The sequence below is a fragment of the Ruegeria sp. CG1 genome (assembly GCF_056537265.1).
Genome location: NZ_JBQFRF010000001.1, coordinates 380,805 through 400,157 on the forward strand (window position 1 = coordinate 380,805; position 19,353 = coordinate 400,157).

At 59.3% G+C, this 19,353-nt stretch carries 19 protein-coding genes; 11 read left to right on the forward strand and 8 right to left on the reverse strand.

Annotation, left to right across the window (positions count from 1 at the left end):
• Positions 1-5: 5 nt before the first annotated feature.
• Positions 6-863: a nucleoside triphosphate pyrophosphohydrolase gene (gene mazG / locus ACR0AU_RS01930; protein WP_170509503.1), complete on the reverse strand. Its 858-nt coding sequence runs from the start codon at positions 861-863 to the stop codon at positions 6-8.
• 66 nt (positions 864-929) lie between these two features.
• Between mazG and ACR0AU_RS01935 the strand changes: the two genes are divergently transcribed.
• From ACR0AU_RS01935 to ACR0AU_RS01950, 4 genes are read left to right on the forward strand one after another with little or no spacing between them, the layout of a single operon-like run.
• Positions 930-2,093, forward strand: a complete 1,164-nt coding sequence (locus ACR0AU_RS01935; protein ID WP_170509506.1) for a M20 aminoacylase family protein — start codon at positions 930-932, stop codon at positions 2,091-2,093.
• Positions 2,094-2,105: 12 nt separating this feature from the next.
• A complete protein-coding gene (speB, locus tag ACR0AU_RS01940) occupies positions 2,106-3,074 on the forward strand; it encodes an agmatinase (protein ID WP_170509509.1) in 969 nt (322 codons plus the stop codon).
• A 59-nt stretch (positions 3,075-3,133) separates the two neighbouring features.
• Positions 3,134-4,081, forward strand: coding sequence for an agmatinase (speB, locus tag ACR0AU_RS01945; protein WP_480795195.1), 948 nt, complete (start codon positions 3,134-3,136; stop codon positions 4,079-4,081).
• A gap of 45 nt (positions 4,082-4,126) precedes the next feature.
• On the forward strand, positions 4,127-4,540 hold the full coding sequence (locus ACR0AU_RS01950; protein WP_480590125.1) for a DUF1499 domain-containing protein: 414 nt from the start codon (positions 4,127-4,129) through the stop codon (positions 4,538-4,540).
• On the opposite strand, the gene ACR0AU_RS01955 is transcribed toward ACR0AU_RS01950, so the two are convergent.
• Positions 4,466-4,768 (reverse strand): hypothetical protein, encoded by a 303-nt coding sequence (locus ACR0AU_RS01955; protein WP_480590127.1) that lies wholly within the window; start codon positions 4,766-4,768, stop codon positions 4,466-4,468. The genes ACR0AU_RS01950 and ACR0AU_RS01955 overlap by 75 nt on opposite strands.
• A 62-nt stretch (positions 4,769-4,830) precedes the next feature.
• Here ACR0AU_RS01955 and prfA point away from each other — a divergent pair, with 62 nt between their 5' ends.
• The 3 genes from prfA to ACR0AU_RS01970 all read left to right on the forward strand — a co-directional run bounded on the left by prfA (position 4,831) and on the right by ACR0AU_RS01970 (position 7,549).
• Entirely contained in the window at positions 4,831-5,886 is a 1,056-nt protein-coding gene (gene prfA / locus ACR0AU_RS01960; protein ID WP_480795394.1) for a peptide chain release factor 1, read from the forward strand.
• A complete protein-coding gene (gene prmC, locus ACR0AU_RS01965) occupies positions 5,883-6,740 on the forward strand; it encodes a peptide chain release factor N(5)-glutamine methyltransferase (RefSeq protein WP_170509927.1) in 858 nt (285 codons plus the stop codon). Before prfA ends, prmC begins: the two co-directional genes overlap by 4 nt.
• 227 nt (positions 6,741-6,967) lie before the next feature.
• Positions 6,968-7,549 (forward strand): DUF4167 domain-containing protein, encoded by a 582-nt coding sequence (locus tag ACR0AU_RS01970; RefSeq protein WP_170396747.1) that lies wholly within the window; start codon positions 6,968-6,970, stop codon positions 7,547-7,549.
• 58 nt (positions 7,550-7,607) lie between these two features.
• Here the strand turns inward: ACR0AU_RS01970 and rsmA are convergent, their stop codons facing one another.
• The 5 genes from rsmA to lptG all read right to left on the reverse strand — a co-directional run bounded on the left by rsmA (position 7,608) and on the right by lptG (position 14,004).
• Positions 7,608-8,450 (reverse strand): 16S rRNA (adenine(1518)-N(6)/adenine(1519)-N(6))-dimethyltransferase RsmA, encoded by an 843-nt coding sequence (gene rsmA, locus ACR0AU_RS01975; RefSeq protein WP_170610981.1) that lies wholly within the window; start codon positions 8,448-8,450, stop codon positions 7,608-7,610.
• A gap of 82 nt (positions 8,451-8,532) precedes the next feature.
• Positions 8,533-9,498, reverse strand: coding sequence for a 4-hydroxythreonine-4-phosphate dehydrogenase PdxA (gene pdxA, locus ACR0AU_RS01980; RefSeq protein WP_170732381.1), 966 nt, complete (start codon positions 9,496-9,498; stop codon positions 8,533-8,535).
• Entirely contained in the window at positions 9,495-10,748 is a 1,254-nt protein-coding gene (locus tag ACR0AU_RS01985) for a peptidylprolyl isomerase (protein WP_170406236.1), read from the reverse strand. Before ACR0AU_RS01985 ends, pdxA begins: the two co-directional genes overlap by 4 nt.
• Positions 10,739-12,904: an LPS assembly protein LptD gene (locus ACR0AU_RS01990; RefSeq protein ID WP_170732379.1), complete on the reverse strand. Its 2,166-nt coding sequence runs from the start codon at positions 12,902-12,904 to the stop codon at positions 10,739-10,741. Before ACR0AU_RS01990 ends, ACR0AU_RS01985 begins: the two co-directional genes overlap by 10 nt.
• Positions 12,904-14,004, reverse strand: coding sequence for an LPS export ABC transporter permease LptG (gene lptG, locus ACR0AU_RS01995; RefSeq protein WP_170406461.1), 1,101 nt, complete (start codon positions 14,002-14,004; stop codon positions 12,904-12,906). Before lptG ends, ACR0AU_RS01990 begins: the two co-directional genes overlap by 1 nt.
• Before the next feature lie 219 nt (positions 14,005-14,223).
• Between lptG and ACR0AU_RS02000 the strand changes: the two genes are divergently transcribed.
• Genes ACR0AU_RS02000 through ACR0AU_RS02010 form a run of 3 tightly spaced genes read left to right on the forward strand, consistent with a single transcriptional unit; the run spans position 14,224 to position 17,231 of the window.
• Positions 14,224-15,690: a leucyl aminopeptidase gene (locus ACR0AU_RS02000; protein ID WP_170732377.1), complete on the forward strand. Its 1,467-nt coding sequence runs from the start codon at positions 14,224-14,226 to the stop codon at positions 15,688-15,690.
• A gap of 4 nt (positions 15,691-15,694) precedes the next feature.
• Positions 15,695-16,153, forward strand: a complete 459-nt coding sequence (locus ACR0AU_RS02005) for a DNA polymerase III subunit chi (protein WP_170732376.1) — start codon at positions 15,695-15,697, stop codon at positions 16,151-16,153.
• A gap of 31 nt (positions 16,154-16,184) precedes the next feature.
• Positions 16,185-17,231, forward strand: a complete 1,047-nt coding sequence (locus tag ACR0AU_RS02010; protein ID WP_480795196.1) for an aldo/keto reductase — start codon at positions 16,185-16,187, stop codon at positions 17,229-17,231.
• Between the two features lie 75 nt (positions 17,232-17,306).
• Here ACR0AU_RS02010 and ACR0AU_RS02015 read toward each other — a convergent pair whose 3' ends face one another.
• On the reverse strand, positions 17,307-18,293 hold the full coding sequence (locus ACR0AU_RS02015; protein ID WP_170396763.1) for a GlxA family transcriptional regulator: 987 nt from the start codon (positions 18,291-18,293) through the stop codon (positions 17,307-17,309).
• A 132-nt stretch (positions 18,294-18,425) separates the two neighbouring features.
• On the opposite strand from ACR0AU_RS02015, the gene bcoG reads away from it, so the two are divergent.
• Positions 18,426-19,343 carry a 3-dehydrocarnitine:acetyl-CoA trimethylamine transferase BcoG gene (bcoG, locus tag ACR0AU_RS02020; protein WP_170509547.1) on the forward strand — a complete coding sequence of 306 codons (918 nt, stop codon included), beginning with the start codon at positions 18,426-18,428 and terminating at the stop codon, positions 19,341-19,343.
• Positions 19,344-19,353 lie beyond the last annotated feature (10 nt).

Here is a 19,353-nt window from a genome sequence, read left to right on the forward strand (position 1 = left end):
CGGTTTCAGGCCTCGCGTGCGGCATCCACCGGCGGGAGTTTGCCGTTGGCGCGGTGTTCCTCGATTTTCACCTCGTCCCACAGCGCGTCCATTTCGGCCAGATCACTTTGGGAGGGCGTTTTTCCGCGTTCGGCCAGCCGGGCTTCGACCTTCTCAAAACGACGAGTAAACTTGGCGTTTGTGCGGCGCAGGGCGGCCTCGGGTTCGATGCCTAAGTGGCGGCCGAGGTTGACAATCACGAACAGCAGATCGCCAAATTCATCCTCGAGCGCGTCGGCATCCATGCTGTCGCGCGCCTCTTCCAGCTCAGCGGCTTCCTCGGTGATCTTGGCGAGCACATGGCTGGCGTCAGGCCAGTCGAACCCTACGCGCGCGGCACGTTTCTGCAGCTTATGTGCGCGTAGCAGGGCGGGCAGGTTGGCGGCGACACCGTCTAGTGCACCTTTTTGTTCTTTGCCCGCACGTTCGGCGGCTTTGATGGTTTCCCAGTCCTTTGTCTGTTGATCCGCCGACTTGTCTCGGGACTCATCACCGAAAACATGTGGGTGACGGGTAACCATCTTGTCCGACATGGTGCGCACCACGTCCTGAAAGGTAAAATGCCCAGCCTCTTCAGCCATTTGCGCGTGGAAGACGGATTGGAACAGCAGGTCGCCCAGCTCTCCCTTCAATTCGTCATAAGCCTCGCGTTCGATGGCATCGGCGACTTCATAGGCTTCTTCGATCGTATAGGGCGCGATGGTCGAAAAATCCTGTTCGATATCCCACGGGCAGCCGGATTGAGGGTCGCGTAAGCGGCGCATGATTTCCAGCAAACGCTCGATACCTGCGTCCGTGTCGTGGATCAGAGGATTTTCGGCCATTGCGAACCCTTTCGTTCCGGTGTCAGATGCATCCATCCCGCAGTCAGGATCAGGAGTCCACCCCAGATGCCCGTCGTCAACCGAATTGCCGATTACGCCGCTGATATGGCCAAGTGGCGCCAGCACCTTCACACTATCCCCGAATTGGAATTCGAATGCTATGAGACCGCCGCCTTTGTGGCCGAGCGTCTGCGCGAGTTTGGGGTGGATGAACTGCATGAGGGAATCGCCAAAACCGGCATGGTCGCGATCATCAACGGGCAGGGCGAGGGACCGACTATTGGTCTGCGCGCTGACATGGATGCATTGCCGATTACCGAGGAAACGGGCGTGGACTACGCCTCGAAGAACCCCGGTAAGATGCATGCCTGCGGTCATGACGGGCACACAACCATGCTGCTGGGTGCTGCGCGCTATCTGGCCGAAACGCGGAATTTCGCGGGCCGGGTTGCGCTGATCTTTCAGCCTGCCGAGGAAGAGGGCGGCGGCGCGGGCGTGATGGTTGAAGAAGGCATCATGGATCGGTTCAATATCTCTCAGGTTTACGGCATCCATAACACTCCGGGCCGGCCCGAGGGGCTGTTCGAGACTACGCCGGGGCCGCTGATGGCCGCAGTAGATACTTTCGAGATCAATATTCAGGGCGTGGGCGGCCATGGGGCCATGCCGCATGAGACGCGCGACCCGGTGATGGCGGCTTGCGGGATGGCGCAGGCGATCCAAACTATCGTCAGCCGCAACCACTATGCGCTGGACGATCTGGTGGTGTCGGTGACGCAGATACACACCGGAACAGTGAATAACGTGATACCTGATACCGCTTATCTGAACGGCACCGTTCGCACCTTTGATCCGGCCGTGCAAAGGATGGTCAAAGAGAGAATGGCGCAGATCGTGGCGGGGCAGGCGGCCTCGTACGGTGTCGAGGCCAAACTGGACTATCAGGAGGGTTATCCCGCCACTATCAACGACGCCGACAAGGCGGCATTCGCGGCTGAAGTGGCGCGGGATGTATCCGGCGCGGAACGCGTGAAAGATGATGCTGGGCGTGAGATGGGGGCAGAGGATTTTTCCTACATGCTGCAGGCCCGACCCGGTGCTTACCTGTTCATGGGACAAGGAGATGGCGCTGGGCTGCACCATCCGAAATACAACTTCAATGACGACGTCGCGCCGATCGGAGCGTCCTTCTTCGCACGGATCGTCGAAAAGGCACAGCCGTTGGGCTGACAGGGAATAGATATGGCACTGGAAGATGCAAAGAACCAGGTGGATGAGGCATTCACCAACCCCGATCTTAAGGGGCTGTCCTATGAAAACACCTTTGGCGGCGCGACCTCATTCCTGCGGCGGCTTTATACCAAAGACCTGACGGGTGCGGATATTGCTGTAACCGGCGTGCCTTTCGATCAGGCGGTGACAAATCGCCCCGGAACCCGTCTGGGGCCGCGCGCGATCCGTGAGGCGAGCGCGTTGCAATCCCCGGATGCACCCTATGGCTGGCCCTTTGACGCGCTCAGCGAGTTGGCGATCGTGGATTATGGAGATATGGCCTATGACTATGCCAATATCCCGGCCTTTCCCGACACGCTGACCGATCATATCCGTACCATTTTGGCGGCGGATGTGGCTTCGGTCACGCTGGGAGGGGATCACTATATCAGCTTCCCGATCCTTAAGGCCTATGCCGAGAAATATGGGCCAATGTCACTGCTGCAATTCGATGCGCATACGGACACCTGGGCCGATGACGACATGTCCCGCGTGGATCACGGGACGATGTTCTACAAGGCAGTGAAATCGGGGTTGGTTGATCCGAAACGCTCGGTTCAGGTGGGCATTCGCACTACAAACGAAGACACGTTGGGCGTCAACATCATCGACGCGCGCGAGGTTTACGAATCCGGCCCAGCCGCCGTGGCGCAGAAGATCAGGGGTATTCTGGGCGACAGCCCCGTGTACCTGAGCTTCGACATCGACGGTCTGGACCCTGCTTTTGCGCCCGGTACTGGTACGCCGGTCTGGGGTGGGCTGAGTTCGATTCAGGCGCAAATCATCCTTCGCGACATCGCCGGGATCAACATCAAGGGCGGCGATGTGGTTGAGGTATCTCCGCCATACGATACCTCTGGTGCGACGGCGATTGCGGGGGCTCATGTGGCAACACAGATCATTTGCCTTTTGGGGTGGAACAAGCTGGTGAAGCCTTAACCTTTGGTTAGGCATAATCCCGGTATCTGCTTGGTGAGGCACCGGATCGGAGACATCACATGACCCAATACAACCAACCGATTGGCGGCAATGATCTGGCACGGTTTTCGGGGCCGAACACGTTTATGCGGTTGCCACAGGCGTCGTCGCTGGACCGGCTGGATGTGGCGATCCTGGGGGTTCCGATGGATATCGGCACTTCGTGGCGGTCGGGCACACGGTTCGGACCCAAGCAGATTCGCAGCGAAAGTGCGATGATCCGGCCCTATAACATGTCCAATGGCGCGGCGCCCTTCGACCATCTGCAGATCGCAGATATCGGCGATCTGGCGATCAACACATTCTCGCTCGCCGATAGTCTTGGGATCATCAAGGAAAGCTATGACGGCATTCTGGCGCAAGGTGTCATCCCGGTGGCGATGGGTGGGGATCACTCGATCACTTTGCCGATCCTGCGGGCGATGGCCGCCAAACATGGGCCGGTGGCTCTGGTGCACGTGGACGCCCATGCTGACGTGAATGATGAGATGTTCGGTGAAAAGGAAACCCACGGCACTGTCTTCCGCCGCGCCTATGAGGAAGGGCTGATTGTCCCTGACAAGACCTTTCAGATCGGCATTCGAGGCTCGGGTTACGCCGCCAGCGACTTTACCGAGGCACAGGGTTGGGGGTTCCGTCAGTTTCCGGCGTGGGAGCTGTGGCAACAGAACCTGACCGAAATCGGCTCTTTGATCCGTAAAACTGTTGACGATCTCCCGGTCTATATCACCTACGATATCGACAGCCTCGATCCGGCCTATGCACCCGGAACAGGCACGCCCGAGATCGCAGGTCTGACCACTCCGCAGGCGCTGCAGTTGATCCATGCGCTGGCAGGCATGAATGTGGTGGGCTGCGATCTGGTCGAAGTATCTCCACCCTATGATCCGTCGGGCAATACGGCACTGACCGCAGCCAATCTACTGTTCGAGATGCTGTGCATTCTGCCCGGAGTGACGTCACGATAGGGGTGCGACGCCATCCTCTGACCGAGTAAGCAGGGCATAGCGGGAATGAATGGGCAGATGAAAATGGTGCTGTGGCTGTTGATTGCGGTGGGCCTTGCAATGGGTGCCTATATCAGACTTGCGCCTTCAGATCCTGTGCGCTGGCATGTGGCCCCTGAAGACACGGAACGAGACCTGAAGGGTGGTGTCGTTCGGGTCGTCGAAACCGGTCCTGATGGGCTGGCGCGTCTCGATAAAATTGCGCGCGCAACACCACGCACCAGTGTGCTGGCCGGATCTCTAGAAGAGGGCATGATCACCTATATCACCCGTACCAAGGTGTTCGGGTTTCCCGACTACACCACCGTGCAGCAAGACGGCGATACGCTGCGTATCTATGCCAGATTAAGATTTGGCCGTAAAGATTTCGGCGTTAATCGGGACCGGGTCACCCAATGGCTTGCTTTGCTGCAACCCTGACGACAAACAGCCCTCTTGCACCTCGCGCCACATGGGCACGTTCAGCGACATCTGGCATTGGGCCATGAACATGCGGCCGTCGACCTGCAGGCATATCATCTCTCCCAACTCGATGCGGGTGCCGGATTTGTCGGTGCAATAGCAGTCTTGCACTTTGCCTCCGGGGCCAACAACATCGGCCATTCCGGGCGTCGCAATGAGTGTCAGGGCTAAGATCAGTCGCTTCATGGCCCAAGCCTAGCACAAGGCAGGGCCTTGACCAAAGCCTCTGGATGATAGACACCGCGCGGATGATCCCCGAAGAACGCCTTGAACAGATAACTCAGCGATTCCAATACCTCGAAGCGGCCATGGCGGATGGTGCCTCGGGCGGGGATATTGCAGCTTTGGCAAAGGAATATTCCGACCTCAAGCCGGTGGTCGATCAGATCATGGCGTGGCGTCAGCTGGTTTCTGATCTGGCCGAGGCCGAGGCAATGCTGTCCGACCCGGACATGAAAGAGCTGGCCGAAGAGGAAATTTCAGAACTGCAGGCGCGTATCCCCGAGGCGGAGCATGCCTTGCAGCTGGCGCTGTTGCCCAAAGACGCGGCTGATGCGCGCCCGGCAATGCTGGAAATACGCCCCGGCACCGGCGGGGATGAGGCCGCGCTGTTTGCCGGAGACTTGCTGCGCATGTATCAACGCTATGCCGAAGCGCGGGGCTGGCAGTTCGAGATCATCGAGGAACAAGCGTCTGATCTTGGTGGGATCAAAGAGGTGGTGGCACATATCAAGGGCGACAATGTCTTTGCGCGGATGAAGTACGAATCCGGCGTGCATCGCGTGCAGCGCGTGCCCGAAACCGAAAGCGGTGGGCGCATTCATACCTCGGCGGCGACGGTGGCGGTTTTGCCAGAGGCCGAGGATGTGGACATTCAGATCGATGCCAATGACATCCGTATTGACACGATGCGCAGCTCGGGCGCGGGGGGGCAGCACGTGAACACGACGGATTCGGCTGTGCGGATTACCCACTTGCCCAGCGGTATCGTGGTGACCAGTTCCGAGAAATCCCAGCACCGAAACCGTGAGATAGCGATGCAGGTGCTGAAAACGCGCCTTTATGATCTTGAACGGCAGCGGATCGACAGCGAACGCTCGGCGGATCGCGCCAGTCAGGTCGGTTCAGGTGACCGGTCGGAACGGATTAGGACGTATAACTTCCCGCAAGGCCGCATGACGGATCACCGCATTAACCTGACGCTTTATAAGCTGGATCAAGTGATGCAGGGCGATCTGGATGAGGTGATCGACGCGCTGACCGCAGATGATCAGGCTCGGCTTCTGGCCGAAATGGCGCAATGATTTCGGCGCTGACAGCCGCGCAGGCCATGGTCGCTGCAACCGCACGTTTGCGAGCAGCCGGTGTGCCTGATCCAGCGCGGGATGCGCGGGTGCTGCTGGCGCATGCGGCGCGGATCGAGGCCAGCCGGGTGACTCTGATCGCGCCCGAGGAGCTGCCGGTGGATATCGCGGAACGCTACGATCAATTGATTTCGCTGCGGGCCATCCGTGTGCCGGTGTCGCATCTGTTGGGCGAGCGGGAATTCTATGGCCGCCGGTTCCGGGTCAGCCGCGATGTGCTGGACCCGCGCCCCGAAACCGAGGCTTTGATCGAGGCGGCGCTGAGTGAGCCGTTTGACCATGTACTCGATTTGGGTGTGGGCTCGGGCTGTATCCTGATCACCTTGCTGGCCGAGCGGGCGAGTGCCTCGGGCGTCGGCGCCGACCTCAGCGAAGCTGCCTGTCTGCAGGCCAGCGCCAATGCAGTACAGCATCAGGTGCAGGCGCGCGTCGAGATTCGGCAATCTGACTGGTTCGAAAACATTGAAGGTCAGTTCGATCTGATTGTTTCGAATCCGCCCTATATTTCAGCGGACGAGATGCACGCGCTTTCCCCTGAAGTGCGCGAGCATGAGCCGCGCATGGCGCTGACGGATGAGGGCGACGGTCTGGATGCCTATCGCCGTATTGCGGCGTCGGCCCCGGATTATCTGATGCCCGGCGGGCGTATCCTGGTTGAAATTGGCCCGACACAGGGCGCTTATGTTTCTGCCCTTTTTGATGCCGCTGGTTTGACCGGCGTAAAGGTGATCCCCGATCTGGACAGGCGTGATCGTGTTGTGGGGGCCAGAATGCCGCCTTCTAAGCGAAACTGAGGCCGAAAAATGCCGATTGATGTAAAAAAGCTGCGACATTTTCGAGAATCCCCTTGTCTGAACGCTCAGGACATGTTTACTCAGGATTAGTCGGCGAGGTTGACGCTGTTTCAGCGCACCCCTGACGCCAAGCCCAAAAAGTCGATAGCGCGTAACGGCACAAGCCACTGAGCAGCGTTAGATACGGGTTGATCGACAGTGAATTGATAAGGCTGACGTAAAGTAAGATGAGATCTTCCAAATCCCGCTCGCGGGCCAAGAACAACCGCAATCGTCCTTCTGGCGGAAACGTCGTAAACCGAGTTTTTGACAGCTCGGGCCCCGAAGGCAAGGTGCGTGGCACACCGCAGCAGATCATTGACAAATACAACCAATTGGCGCGCGACGCTCAGCTGTCGAATGACCGCGTGGCAGCTGAGAACTTTCAGCAACACGCCGAGCACTATCTGCGCATGCTAAGCGAAGCGCAGCGCGAGATCGAAGCGCGCCGCGAAGAGCAAGAGCGTCAGAACCGCGAACGACAGGCCGAGCGTGATCGTGAACGCGCCGAGCGTCAGGAACGCGAAGCAGCCCGTCAGGCCGATCCGGCCGAGGCTCCGCAGCCGGACGTTGTGGATTTCGGGAATGAGGCGGCTGCGCCCGATACAGGGCTGGTCGAGACGCCGGAAAGCAAGGATGCCGAGCAACCCGAAGCGACCGAGCGTAAGGAAAAGCCGCGCCGCCCGCGCACCCGGAAGCCAAAGGCTGCCACCCCTGCGGCTGAGGATGCACCCGCTGACAAGGGCGACGCACCCGAGGCAGCTGAATAAGCGCTTTTCGATCATGAATTGAATGAAAACCCCGGGCAAAGGCCTGGGGTTTTTTCGTTCAGGGTTTGCGAATTTCGCGCGCGAGCGCGCAGAAGGCTTCGAGCGGGATCTGCTCGGCCCGGTCGGTGGGTTTGATTCCGGCTGCGATCAGGCGGTCCTCGATATCTGGCGCTGCCCCTTTGAGTGAGGCCCGCAGCATTTTGCGGCGCTGATTGAAGGCTGTGGCAACCACGCGCGACAGGGTTGCGGCGTCAGCGGGATAGCGGGGTTCGGGCAGGGCAGTCAGGTGAACCACGGCGCTTGAGACCTTGGGCGGTGGAGTGAAGGCTCCGGGTGGCAGGGACATTGCAATGCGCGCTTCGGCCCGCCATTGGGCAAGGATGGCGAGGCGGCCATAGGCCTTGCTGCCGGGTTGGGCGACGATCCGCTCGGCCACTTCACGTTGAAACATAAGGGTCAGGCTCTGCCAGAAGGGCGGCCATTCGGGCGGGGTGAGCCAGCGGACCAGAAGCTCGGTCCCGACATTGTAGGGAAGGTTCGCGGCCACCCGGATCGGAGGTGTCAGGTGGGCCAGCGGCTCGATTTCCAGCGCGTCGCCGTTGATCACTTCCAGCTGGCCCGGATAGGCGGCGGCGATGTCGTTCAGGGCGGCGATGCAGCGGGTGTCCTTTTCCACGGCCACGACCTTGCGCGCGCCTTCGGACAGAAGCCCGCGAGTCAGACCTCCGGGGCCTGGGCCGATTTCAAGGACATCGCATTGAGTCAGATCACCCGCCTGCCGCGCGATCTTGGCGGTCAAGTTGAGGTCGAGCAGGAAGTTCTGGCCCAGCGACTTGCGGGCCGAAAGCTGGTGAGTTGCGATAACCTCGCGCAGCGGGGGGAGGGAGTCGATGGCGCTCATGACTTTACCGTCGCGCGGGTTGCGGGGAGAGCACCAGAGTTTTTTTTGCCTCCGGCGGAGGTATTTGGGGCCAGATGAAGCATTAGCGGGAATGGCCCATTCGTTGGGCGAGTTTCAGGGCCTCGATCAGGCTGGTGGCGGTCGCGCGGCATTGGCCCGCGATGTCCAGAGCGGTGCCGTGATCCGGCGAGGTCCGGACGAAGGGCAGGCCCAAGGTTACGTTCACACCGCTGTCGAAATCCAGTGTCTTGATCGGGATCAGGGCCTGGTCGTGATACATCGCAATCGCGGCATCATATCGCGTGCGCGCCGCGGCGTGGAACATGGTGTCTGCCGGGTGGGGTCCGGTCACGGTGCAATCGACTGGATTGAGGTCTGCGATCAGTGGCGCGATCCAGTCAAGCTCTTCCGTACCCATTTTCCCGCCTTCGCCAGCGTGGGGGTTCAGCCCCGCGATGGCGATGCGAGGATGGTGGATACCGAATTGGGTGCGCAGGCCTTGGGCGGTGATCTCGATGGTTTCTTGCAGCACTTCTGGGGTGAGTGCGCTTGGGACCTGAGAGAGCGGGATGTGGATGGTGGCCGCAACCACGCGGAGCTGTTCGCTGGCCAGCATCATTACCACGCGTGACCGGCCTGCCAAAGCAGCAAGAAATTCGGTATGGCCGGGGAAGGCAAAGCCCGCACCGTCGATCAGCGCCTTTTTGTGGATCGGCGCGGTACACAGTGCAGAGGCTGCGCCGGAACTCACCAGCTCAACACCCTTTTCAATAGAATCGATGACCGAAAGTGCGTTTGCTGGATCGGGGTGGCCGGGCGTGTTCGGGGCAGGAAAGTCGAAATGCAGCACCGGCAGAGCCGAGGCGCTGGCCGGTGTGGCCTCTGACGGGTCGGCGATCCGGGTAATGGGTGTTCCATCGGGCAAATGTGATGCGTCGCCGATGTAGAAGAACGGACAGGTATCGCGCAGGGCTGCCCAAGCTTTGGCTGCGATTTCGGGTCCGATCCCGGCGGGCTCACCACAGCTTAGCGCGATTGGGGCGATCATTGTTCGATGATGACAGCGTCGGCCCTCAGCTGTTCCAGCAGGCTGTTTGCAAGGGCCTGTAACCGTTGCTGGGTCAGTGCGTTTGCCACGTCCACACGGGTGGTATCTTCGCCCAGGTTGCGGGTGCGATTGCACAGCATCAGGAACATCAGCGTCTGCCCGTTGTTGCGCGTCAGCGTGGCCGATGCCTCATTTGGATCAAGCTTGGCCAGCTCAAGCGCTACGTCGCGTGGAATCGCCGAGGGGCTTTGGGTAAGGCGTTCCAGCACGTCGGGCGATTGATCTTTGGCGATGCCGTAGAGGTCATCGCAGGTGTCGATCTCTTCCTTGAGCTTTTCGGCTTTTGCAAGCGTTTCGGCGCTGCGGCCACCGGGAAGGTAGTAGATCGCGTAGTCGATCTCGGAATAGGTTGGGGCACCTGCGGCAACTTCGCGGATGCCGCGCATCTGGAACAGAGCCACGGCGTTCGGGAGCGAAAGTGGGTCGGTGATCTCACCGTTTTTCAAGCCCAGAATGACGGGTTGCAGGGCCGGAGGCAGGTTGTTGAGCGACAGCCAATCCAGTCGCCCGCCATTCTCGCGTGTGGCAGCGGCAGAGTATTGCGTAGCAGCCGAAGAAAAGCTGTCTTGATCGGGAAGTTGTGAGATTTCATCGGCCAGGGCTTCAGCCTGCGCCAGGGTCTGCGGTGTTACCGGAATGATAATTTCGGACAACAGAACCTGTAGGCCGCCGCCGCCACCCTGACCCAAAGCACGGTTGATCTCATCTTCCGAGGGACGAGCCTGCGACAGAAAGCGGGTACTGACAAAGTCGCGCCAGGACAGTTGATCGGCGACAAAATCCCGGACGGTTTCCTTTGATACGCCCGCATCGTTGAGCAGCTGCAGAAACTCTTCGCTGCTGAGGTTGCCGCGCGAGGCGAATTCATCAATCCCGGTCTGGATATCTTCGGGCGCGGCTTCGATGCCGGCATCGCGCATCGCCTGTTTGCGCAAACGATCCTCGATCAAGGCTTCGCGGACTTCGCGCTCGGAACTGCCCGGAACGCCGAGCAATTCGAGAAACTGCTGACGTTGTTGAAGTTCATACCAGGTGACAATGTCCTGATTGACCCGGATTGCAGGCGAGAACAGGCTTTGAGCCTGAACCTGTGGTGTGGCCATTGCAACAAGCGCGGCAGCCAGCACCGGCAGCACCGATCTACGGCAGCCAGAGCGGAGAGATTTTGTGAAACCTGAGATCAACTGCATCTTCTCTTAAACTTCTGTCCATCGCCTTCGACGGAATACCCTGTCAGGGCAACGGTAAAGCCGAATTCTGTCGAAGGCTCAATACTTGATGTGGAGGTAAAGCGTCTGTTGACGTTCACATTTACCTGCACACACTCATTTTCGTAGGTCACGCCGAACCCAAGGCGGAGTGGTTCAGATTCGCTGAAATCATAGCGTGCGTTGGCTCGGGTCAACCAATTCTGATCTACGCGGTAGCGACCGCTCACCCGTAATTCCGAGATTTCATCATTATTCGCTTCAGCAGGATCAGGCTCGAGCCAGATGTAACCGCCGGAGATTGCCGTATCTCCACTAGACCAGCCTGCACGAATTTCAGCTTTGGTAAAACTGAAATCGCTGTTTAAAAGCCCACGCGCGGCCAATGTCAGCCCCTTGCCGTTATTCAATTGCCCGGCAAGCAGAATGTCGGATTTGGTACCCTGCAGCCCCGATGTGAGCGTGAAATCCGGATCCGCATCGGACCGGAAGACCTGTCCGATTGTCGCCAGCGCCCGCCAGCCGTCAGCATTGTACCGAGACCAGTTCAGGCCCACAACGGCGGTTGCACCGTCTTCGCGGCGGTCGGGGGCCGGAAAGCGCGAAAGGGACAAAAGATTGCCCTGATCGAGTTCCTGAAAGGTACTTTCATCGTTGGGAACGTCATTGTTCGAAACATGCGTCCAACCAATTTGCGCGATTGGCTCAAGGATTTGTGTTGCACCGGACTGCTCGCGGCGCAGCATGGGGTAGCGCAGGGTAAAAGCTGCACGCGGGGTCGAGCGGGTTACATTGTTCGGAAACTCGCTGTCATTGCGGATATTGAACGTATCCACTGACGCGCCCACCAATGCCTCTGCACGTAATCCGGTCGCAAAGGTCCAGTTGCGCAGCCATTCCGCATCGAATGTTGCCCTGGCGACGTCGCGACCAATAATATCTTCGTCACTGGTTCGCGTGTGGGTGTGACCATCGAGGCTTAGTTCAACTTCACCCCCTAAGGTGCTGGGGAAGAATCGCTTTCGATAGTTGATGTCGAAGACACGCGATGGGATTTCATCCTGATTTTCGCTATCCCGAAGGGACTTGTAGTGGATGAAGCTGGTTCTGAATGCTGTATCACGCTTGATCCGCTCAAGTGCAATTTCGCTACGCAGGCGGTCAAAATCGGGCAAGCCGTAATCTGCCAGATACGAGTCATCCGAAGTTGTTTTGATATCGAATGTCAGCCGGTAGTCATATCCAAGACCGAACCGGCCATCGGCGAAGAAATACCCCCGATCCTGACCGGGCTGCAGGTCGTCGCGTGTATAAGAGCCTCGCAGCCGAATGCGCCCGCGTTTGAATGCCTGCCGGTAACGAAACCCAAGTGTGCGGGTCTTGGGCGACAGATAGGGCGTCAGAGTCAGGTCCTTGTGATCTCCGATCTTGAAGAAATACGGCACCTGAACGCCAGTGCCCAGTTGCGAAGTGGTGCGGATCGACGGCACGAGAAAGCCGGTCGCCCGCTCAAGTGTCGGGTCGGGTAGGCGCAGCGTGGGAAAGTAGAAGACCGGGACATCGAGTATTCGGAACTGTGCGCCTTCGAAATAGAGCTGCCGTTCAAGCTGGTCATGGGTCACTTTCCGGGCGCGAATTTGCCAGATCGGGGGTCTGCCATTCGCGCAGACATGACATGAGGTTGCAGCGACCTTGCTGAATTGCGTGTAGCGACCTGCCGCACGGGTGGCCTGAACTGAGGCGATCTGCACTTGCTGGTCAAAGACCATGCGCGCGCCCATCAGAAGGCCATTCTGTATCCCGCTGTCCAACTGCGCGGAATCGGCCAGCAATGTGCTGTTTCCGCCTTGATCGATCCGGATTGGGCCTGTCAGGGTCAGCTCGCCGGTTTCGCGATCATAGGTGACGCTTTGCGCTGTCAGTTTGACGTCGCCTTGGAAGGCCTCGACATTCCCCTCTGCGACCAGTTTGCGATCCGGGGTAATGAATATCTCATCGGCCACCAGTAGGGCGGGTTGATTCTGTTCAGTCGCGTCAGCCTCGCTGGCGGCACCTTCTGGTTCGGACTGTGCGGCAACTGCTGCTGGCAGCGAGAGGATCAGTGCGCTCGACAGCAACAAAGACAGGACGGAGCGCATCAGCCATCCTCCGCATGGAGCAACAGGCCCAGAGACAGTAGAATGCCCGCAAAGGGTGGGGCCCAGGCCGAGACCAGAATAGGTAATTGCCCGTTTTCGCCAAGAATTTGGGCGAAATTCCGGATGAAGTAGATACCGAACCCCAGCAATACAGCGGTCAGCACGGCAACTCCGGTGCCGCCGAACCGGACATGGCGCATTGTGAAGGCGGCCCCGATCAGAACCATCGAAACCAGAAACAGGGGTCGCGCAAGTTGTACTTGCAGCCAGACCTCATATTGCTTGGTTGAAAATCCCGCCTCGCCCAGATCACGAATCAACTGGGGCAGATCATAGACCGAAACCGAATCCTTTTGCCCGAGAGTGTCCAGAATCCGGTCTCTGGTCAGCGTTGTGGGTAGGTTCAGGATCTCATGGCTGGTGGCATTTGCTTCGGGATTTAAATCGTCCTGAATGGGCCAGATTTTGGCCTGATGCAAGGTCCAGAATCCATCCTCCAGATCAGCTTGCTGGGCCGAGATTTGCTGGTTCGGCTTGCCGTCGGATGAGAACGTTGTGATGGTCACGTTCTGCAGGGCGAACCGGTCGCCGTTGACAGTGCCGGTTGCGTGAATCACCGACTGACCGTTGGCTGAGCTCTGGCGCAGCCACAACCCCTCGCGGCTGATGGACAGGGCTGAACCACCCTGGTTGCGATAACCATCGGACAAGCGTTGGAACTCTTCCGACGTCGCGGCCGCGATGGGATTCAGCAAAGTCACAGCAAGTGCGCCGATGGTCAGCGCAAGCAATACGGGCGCTAGCAGGGCTCGGATACCGGATCGCCCGATAGCGCGGGTCACCACCAGTTCGGAGCTGCGGGCGAGGCCGACAAACAGCGCGATGGTGGCCAGGATCATCAGCAGGGGTAACATCTCGCTGATCGCGGCCGGTGTGTTCAGCAACGTCAGTTGCAGCAACTGGCCAAAGGATAGGTCAACGCCATCGAACCGCCGCACCTGTTCGATCAGATCGATCAGGATCATCAAGGTCAGAAAAATGCCGCCGATTACAAGAAAGCTTTGAATAAAGCGGCGGGCAAAATAGCGGTCGAGGATCACTTGGGCATCCCCGTCAAACCCCGGCATCCAAGAATCACAATCGGGCATGGAATCATGCGCGACGGCCTGTAACTGCCGATTGGTGTCACGTTCTCTCCCCCGAGCCTGCCGTTATTTTCGCGCGACCATAATGCAATTGCCCGGCGGGGAAAACTGCTATCTGGTCAACGGTGGCTGCGCGGGCTAGGTCTTGGGCAACGCATTTTTCAGGAGAATGATATGAGCAGTCTTGTGCCCGTCCGATTCACCCCCTTTGACCTTGATGCGATAGCGCAAACCGAAGGGCGCGTGGCCATTCTCATTCCCGCCGATGGCAAGATGAGCCCCGCCGCGCGTCGAGCCAATCGCCTGACCAAAGGCGCGGTTGCGCGGCTGGTCGAAAGCGAGCGGTTCAGCAAGGTCAAATCGGGTAATGTTATTTCGCTGGCCTGGCCTGCCGGAATGGTGGCCGAGGCGCTGGACATTCTGGTGTTGCCGCGTCGCCCCGACGCGGACGAGGCGCGCAAGGCCGGGGCCAATCTGGCGAAAGCTGCAGCGGGCAAACCCGTGCTGGTCATGGCCGCCAATCACGCGCGTATCGAAGAGGTAGCCTTGGGCATGGTACTGCGGGCCTACGATTTCGATGTCCACAAATCCAAGGACTCAGACCCGGCGGGTGAGATCACCATCGGTCACTCCAAGCCGGAGGAGGCCGAAGCCGCTTTTGCACCGCTCTATGCCGTCGCAGACGGTGTGCGCATGACACGAGATCTGACAAATGAACCCGCGAATGTGCTGACGACAACTGAGTTCGCGGACAGATTGGTCGAGATGGAATCGCTGGGCCTGAAGGTCGAGGTTCTGGAAGAGGACAAGCTGGCCGAACTGGGCATGCGTACGCTGCTGAGCGTCGGGCAGGGCTCGGTCAGCCCCTCGAAAGTTGTGGTGATGCAATGGGACGGCGGCGACAAGGATGACGCGCCGCTGGCCTTGGTCGGTAAGGGCGTCGTGTTCGATACCGGCGGTATCTCGCTTAAGCCGGCCGGAGGCATGGAAGACATGACCATGGACATGGGCGGCGCGGGTGTTGTTGCCGGAACCATGCGAGCGTTGGCCAAGCGCAACGCCAAAGCCAATGTCGTGGGGCTGGTCGGGTTGGTCGAAAACATGCCCTCGGGCAATGCCTCTCGCCCAGGCGATGTGGTCACTTCGATGAAAGGCGACACTGTCGAGATCATCAACACCGATGCCGAGGGTCGTTTGGTTCTGTGTGACGTCATGTGGTACGCGCAGGATCGGTTCCAGCCGGTGGGCATGATCGATCTGGCCACACTGACGGGCGCGGTCATCATTGGTCTTGGGCATGAGAATGCCGGTGTGTTTTCAAACAATGACACCTTCTGCGACGCCTTCTTGAAGTCGGCCAAGGCCGAGGACGAGGGCGCATGGCGGCTGCCCTTGGGTGAAGGCTACGACAAACAACTTAAATCGCGCATTGCGGATATGAAGAACGTGGGCGGGCGGCCCGCAGGTTCGATCACCGCAGCGCAGTTCCTGCAGCGTTTCGTCAAGGAAGAGACGCCGTGGATTCACTTGGATATCGCAGGTGTGGCCTCTGTCTCTTCCGAGACCTCTTATGCGCCGAAAGGGGCCACGGGCTGGGGCGTCCGCGCGCTAAGCCGGTTCGTGCAGGACAATTTCGAGTAAGCGCATGGGTGCCGTCTATTTCTACCACCTGACCCGCCAGCCGTTAGAGCACACATTGCCTGTGCTGCTCGACAAGGCACGACAGGCCGGGTGGCGGATTGCCGTGCGGGGAATCGACCCTGTGCGGATGGACTGGCTGGATGAGAAATTGTGGCTGGGACCTGAGGACGGGTTCCTGCCGCATGGCCGCGAAGGTGGCCCGCACGACGCGGCACAGCCCGTTCTGCTGACGACCGGCCAAGGGGCTGCAAATGGCGCGACCTGTGTGATGGCTGTCGATGGGGCAACGGTTGAGGCGGAGGAAGTTTCGACCATGGAGCGTGTCTGCATTCTGTTCGACGGAAATGATCCGGAGGCGGTTCAACATGCGCGCGGGCAGTGGAAGGCTCTGACCGGGGCGGGGTGTTCGGCACAGTATTGGTCCGAGGAATCCGGGCGATGGGAGAAAAAGGCCGAAGCTTGATCGGTCACAAATATATTTTAGGAGATTTCAAATGGATATGAAGCCTTTGGGCCGCACCGGGATCATGGTGTCGGATTTATGTCTTGGGACAATGACCTTTGGTACTCAGACCTCGGAAACTGAGGCGCACCGCCAGATGGACATGGCGCTTGCGGGTGGGATCAACTTTGTCGACGCGGCTGAGATGTATCCGGTGAACCCGATCTCGGCAGAGACGGTCGGGCGGACCGAAGAGATTCTTGGCAATTGGAATGCCGCCAATCCTTCGCGGCGCGGTGACTATGTGCTGGCCACGAAACACTCTGGTGAAGGGTTCGTGCATGCGCGCAATGGCGCCCCAATCTCGAAAGAGACCATACCTGAGGCGATAGAGGGTTCACTGCGTCGTCTACAGACTGATTGCATAGATCTCTATCAGTTCCACTGGCCAAATCGTGGTAGTTACATGTTCCGACAGAACTGGGACTATGCGCCTTTGGGTCACAACCGGGACGAGATTATGGACGAGATGCGCGAAAGCCTGATCGCTCTGCAGGCGCAGGTGGACAAGGGCAATATCCGCGCCTTTGGTCTGTCGAATGAAAGCGCTTGGGGTACCGCTCAGTGGTTGCGGGCGTCGGATGAGGTTAGTGGACCTCGGGTCGCGTCGATCCAGAACGAATACTCTTTGCTCTGCCGGTTATTCGATACCGACCTGGCTGAATTGTGTCTTCTGGAAGATGTCGGGTTACTATCATTCTCACCGTTGGCGGCAGGTTTCCTGACTGGGAAATATCAAGGGGGTGCTGTTCCAGAAGGATCACGCATGGCGCTGGTGCCGAATATGGGCGGGCGCAAAACAGATCGCGTTTTTGATGCAGTGGCGGCTTATCTGGATGTCGCCGCGCGGCATGGGCTGGACCCGATCCACATGTCACTGGCGTGGTGTTGCAGCCGTCCGTTCATGGCCTCAACCATCTTTGGCGCGACAAATGTAGCGCAGCTAGAACATATTCTGGCGGGTAAGGATTTGAAGCTGTCGTCCGATGTGATGGCCGAGATCAGTGCGGCGCATCGGGCGTTTCCGATGCCATATTGAAGGGATGGGGGCTCTGCCCCCGTCGCCTTTGGCGACTCCCCCGAGGTATTTTATGCCAGATGAAGTTGGATCGTGTCAGTGATGGGTTGGTTGCGTACGGTCTTGCCTGAGGTCGCGAGCCGTGAGGCCGTGGGCGGTTCGGAACGCGCGGGCGAAGCTGGATTGCGAGGCGAAGCCGGTGGCCAGCGCCACGTCCATCAGCGGCAGGTCGGTATCGGTAACCAGACGGCGGGCCTCGGCCAGTCTGAGTTGCAGGTAATGATCCTGTGGAGTTGTATTCAGGCGCAGGCGGAACTGCTGCTGCAGGGTGCGCGTACTAGTGCCGAGTCTATCGGCGATGTGCGCAAGGGACAGGGGGTCGTCCAGTGAGGATTCCATCAATGAGTTGGCTTTGGCAGTGAGCGCGGTGTGACGGTGCGGCGCACCGGTGCGGCTTTGTGGTTTTGAGGGCTGAGACGCACCTTCATAGAGGAATAGCCCGGACACGCGGGCGGCAAAGCCCGCGCCATGACGTGCAGCAATAATATGGAGCATCATATCGATCGCCGGGACGGCGCCGCCGGAGGTTAGGCGTGTATCGGAGACGGTAAATCGGTCAGGGCGCACATCGACATTGGGAAAGCGCGCAGCGAAGTTCTCCAAATCCTCCCAATGGGTCGTCGCCGCGTGACCGTCGAGCAATCCAGCCTCAGCCAGTAACCAGGGGCCGCCATCTATCCCGGCGATTGTTGCACCGGTGGCCGCGATCCTGCGGAGCCCGGCGAGCAGGCTGGGCGTCGCATGACGGGCCAATTGGAATCCGGCAACTACGATCAACAGATCGCAGCCCTGCAACCGGGCCAGGGGAATGCCCTGCACATTCAGAGCGCTGGTCAGCAACGCGGGTTCTGCGGTTGCCGTGACGTAGTCCCAATCAAAAGCGGGCCGATCCGCCAGTCGGTTGGCAGCACGCATCGGATCGACGGCGGCCGCGAAGCTGAGTGTGTTGCATTCGTCCAGCACCAGCACCGCCGTTTTCAGGGCGCGATGTTCGGGCTGCAGTATGTTTTTTGCGGATTTCATCAAGTCTGATTCGCATTTTGCTAAGTGGTTCCCTCAAGGCTGCGTCAGAGTTGGCGTTGACGCAAATCGGAATCCGGGGAGAAGCCTGGGGAAAACCCACGGTAAAACCGGGTATAAGCTGGGGATAACGCCATGCCTTTGGAAATGAACCGCGAAGTCTTTATCACCTGTGCCGTCACCGGCTCGGGCGGGACACAGGATCGCAGCCCACATGTGCCGCGTTCGCCTAAGCAGATTGCCGATAGTGCAATTGCTGCAGCGAAAGCCGGTGCGGCCGTGGTGCACTGCCATGTGCGCGACCCCGAGACCGGTGCGCCTTCACGCGATCTGGCGCTGTACCGTGAAGTCACGGACCGCATTCGCGATGCCGAAGTAGACGCGGTTCTGAACCTGACGGCGGGCATGGGCGGAGACATGGTGTTCGGCGGGATCGAAAATCCGCTGCCTTTGGCAGAGGCCGGAACCGATCTGGTTGGTGCCACTGAACGTGTTGCACATGTAGCGGAGTGCTTGCCTGAAATCTGTACTCTGGATTGTGGCACGATGAACTTTGCCGAGGCCGACTATGTGATGACCAATACGCCCGGCGCCTTGCGGGCGATGGGGCAGATGATGACCGATCTGGGTGTGAAGCCCGAGATCGAGGCCTTCGACACCGGCCATCTGTGGTTCGCCAAGCAGCTGGTGAAAGAGGGTGTTCTGGAACCGAACGCTCTGGTCCAGCTATGTATGGGGGTGCCGTGGGGGGCTCCGGATGATCTCAACACCTTTATGGCGATGGTGAACAATGTGCCGGAGGACTGGACGTTCAGCGCGTTTTCGCTGGGGCGCAATGAGATGGCGTATGTCGCGGCCTCGGTTCTGGCGGGCGGTAATGTGCGCGTCGGGCTGGAGGACAACCTGTGGCTGGAAAAGGGTGTTCTGGCCGAAAACTGGCAGTTGGTCGAGCGTGCAGGCAGCATCATCGAAAACATGGGCGCGCGGGTGATCGGGCCGCAGGAAGTACGTGAGAAGCTGGGGCTTACCAAGCGGGCTCCGGTTGCGAAGTAGTCGCGGATTG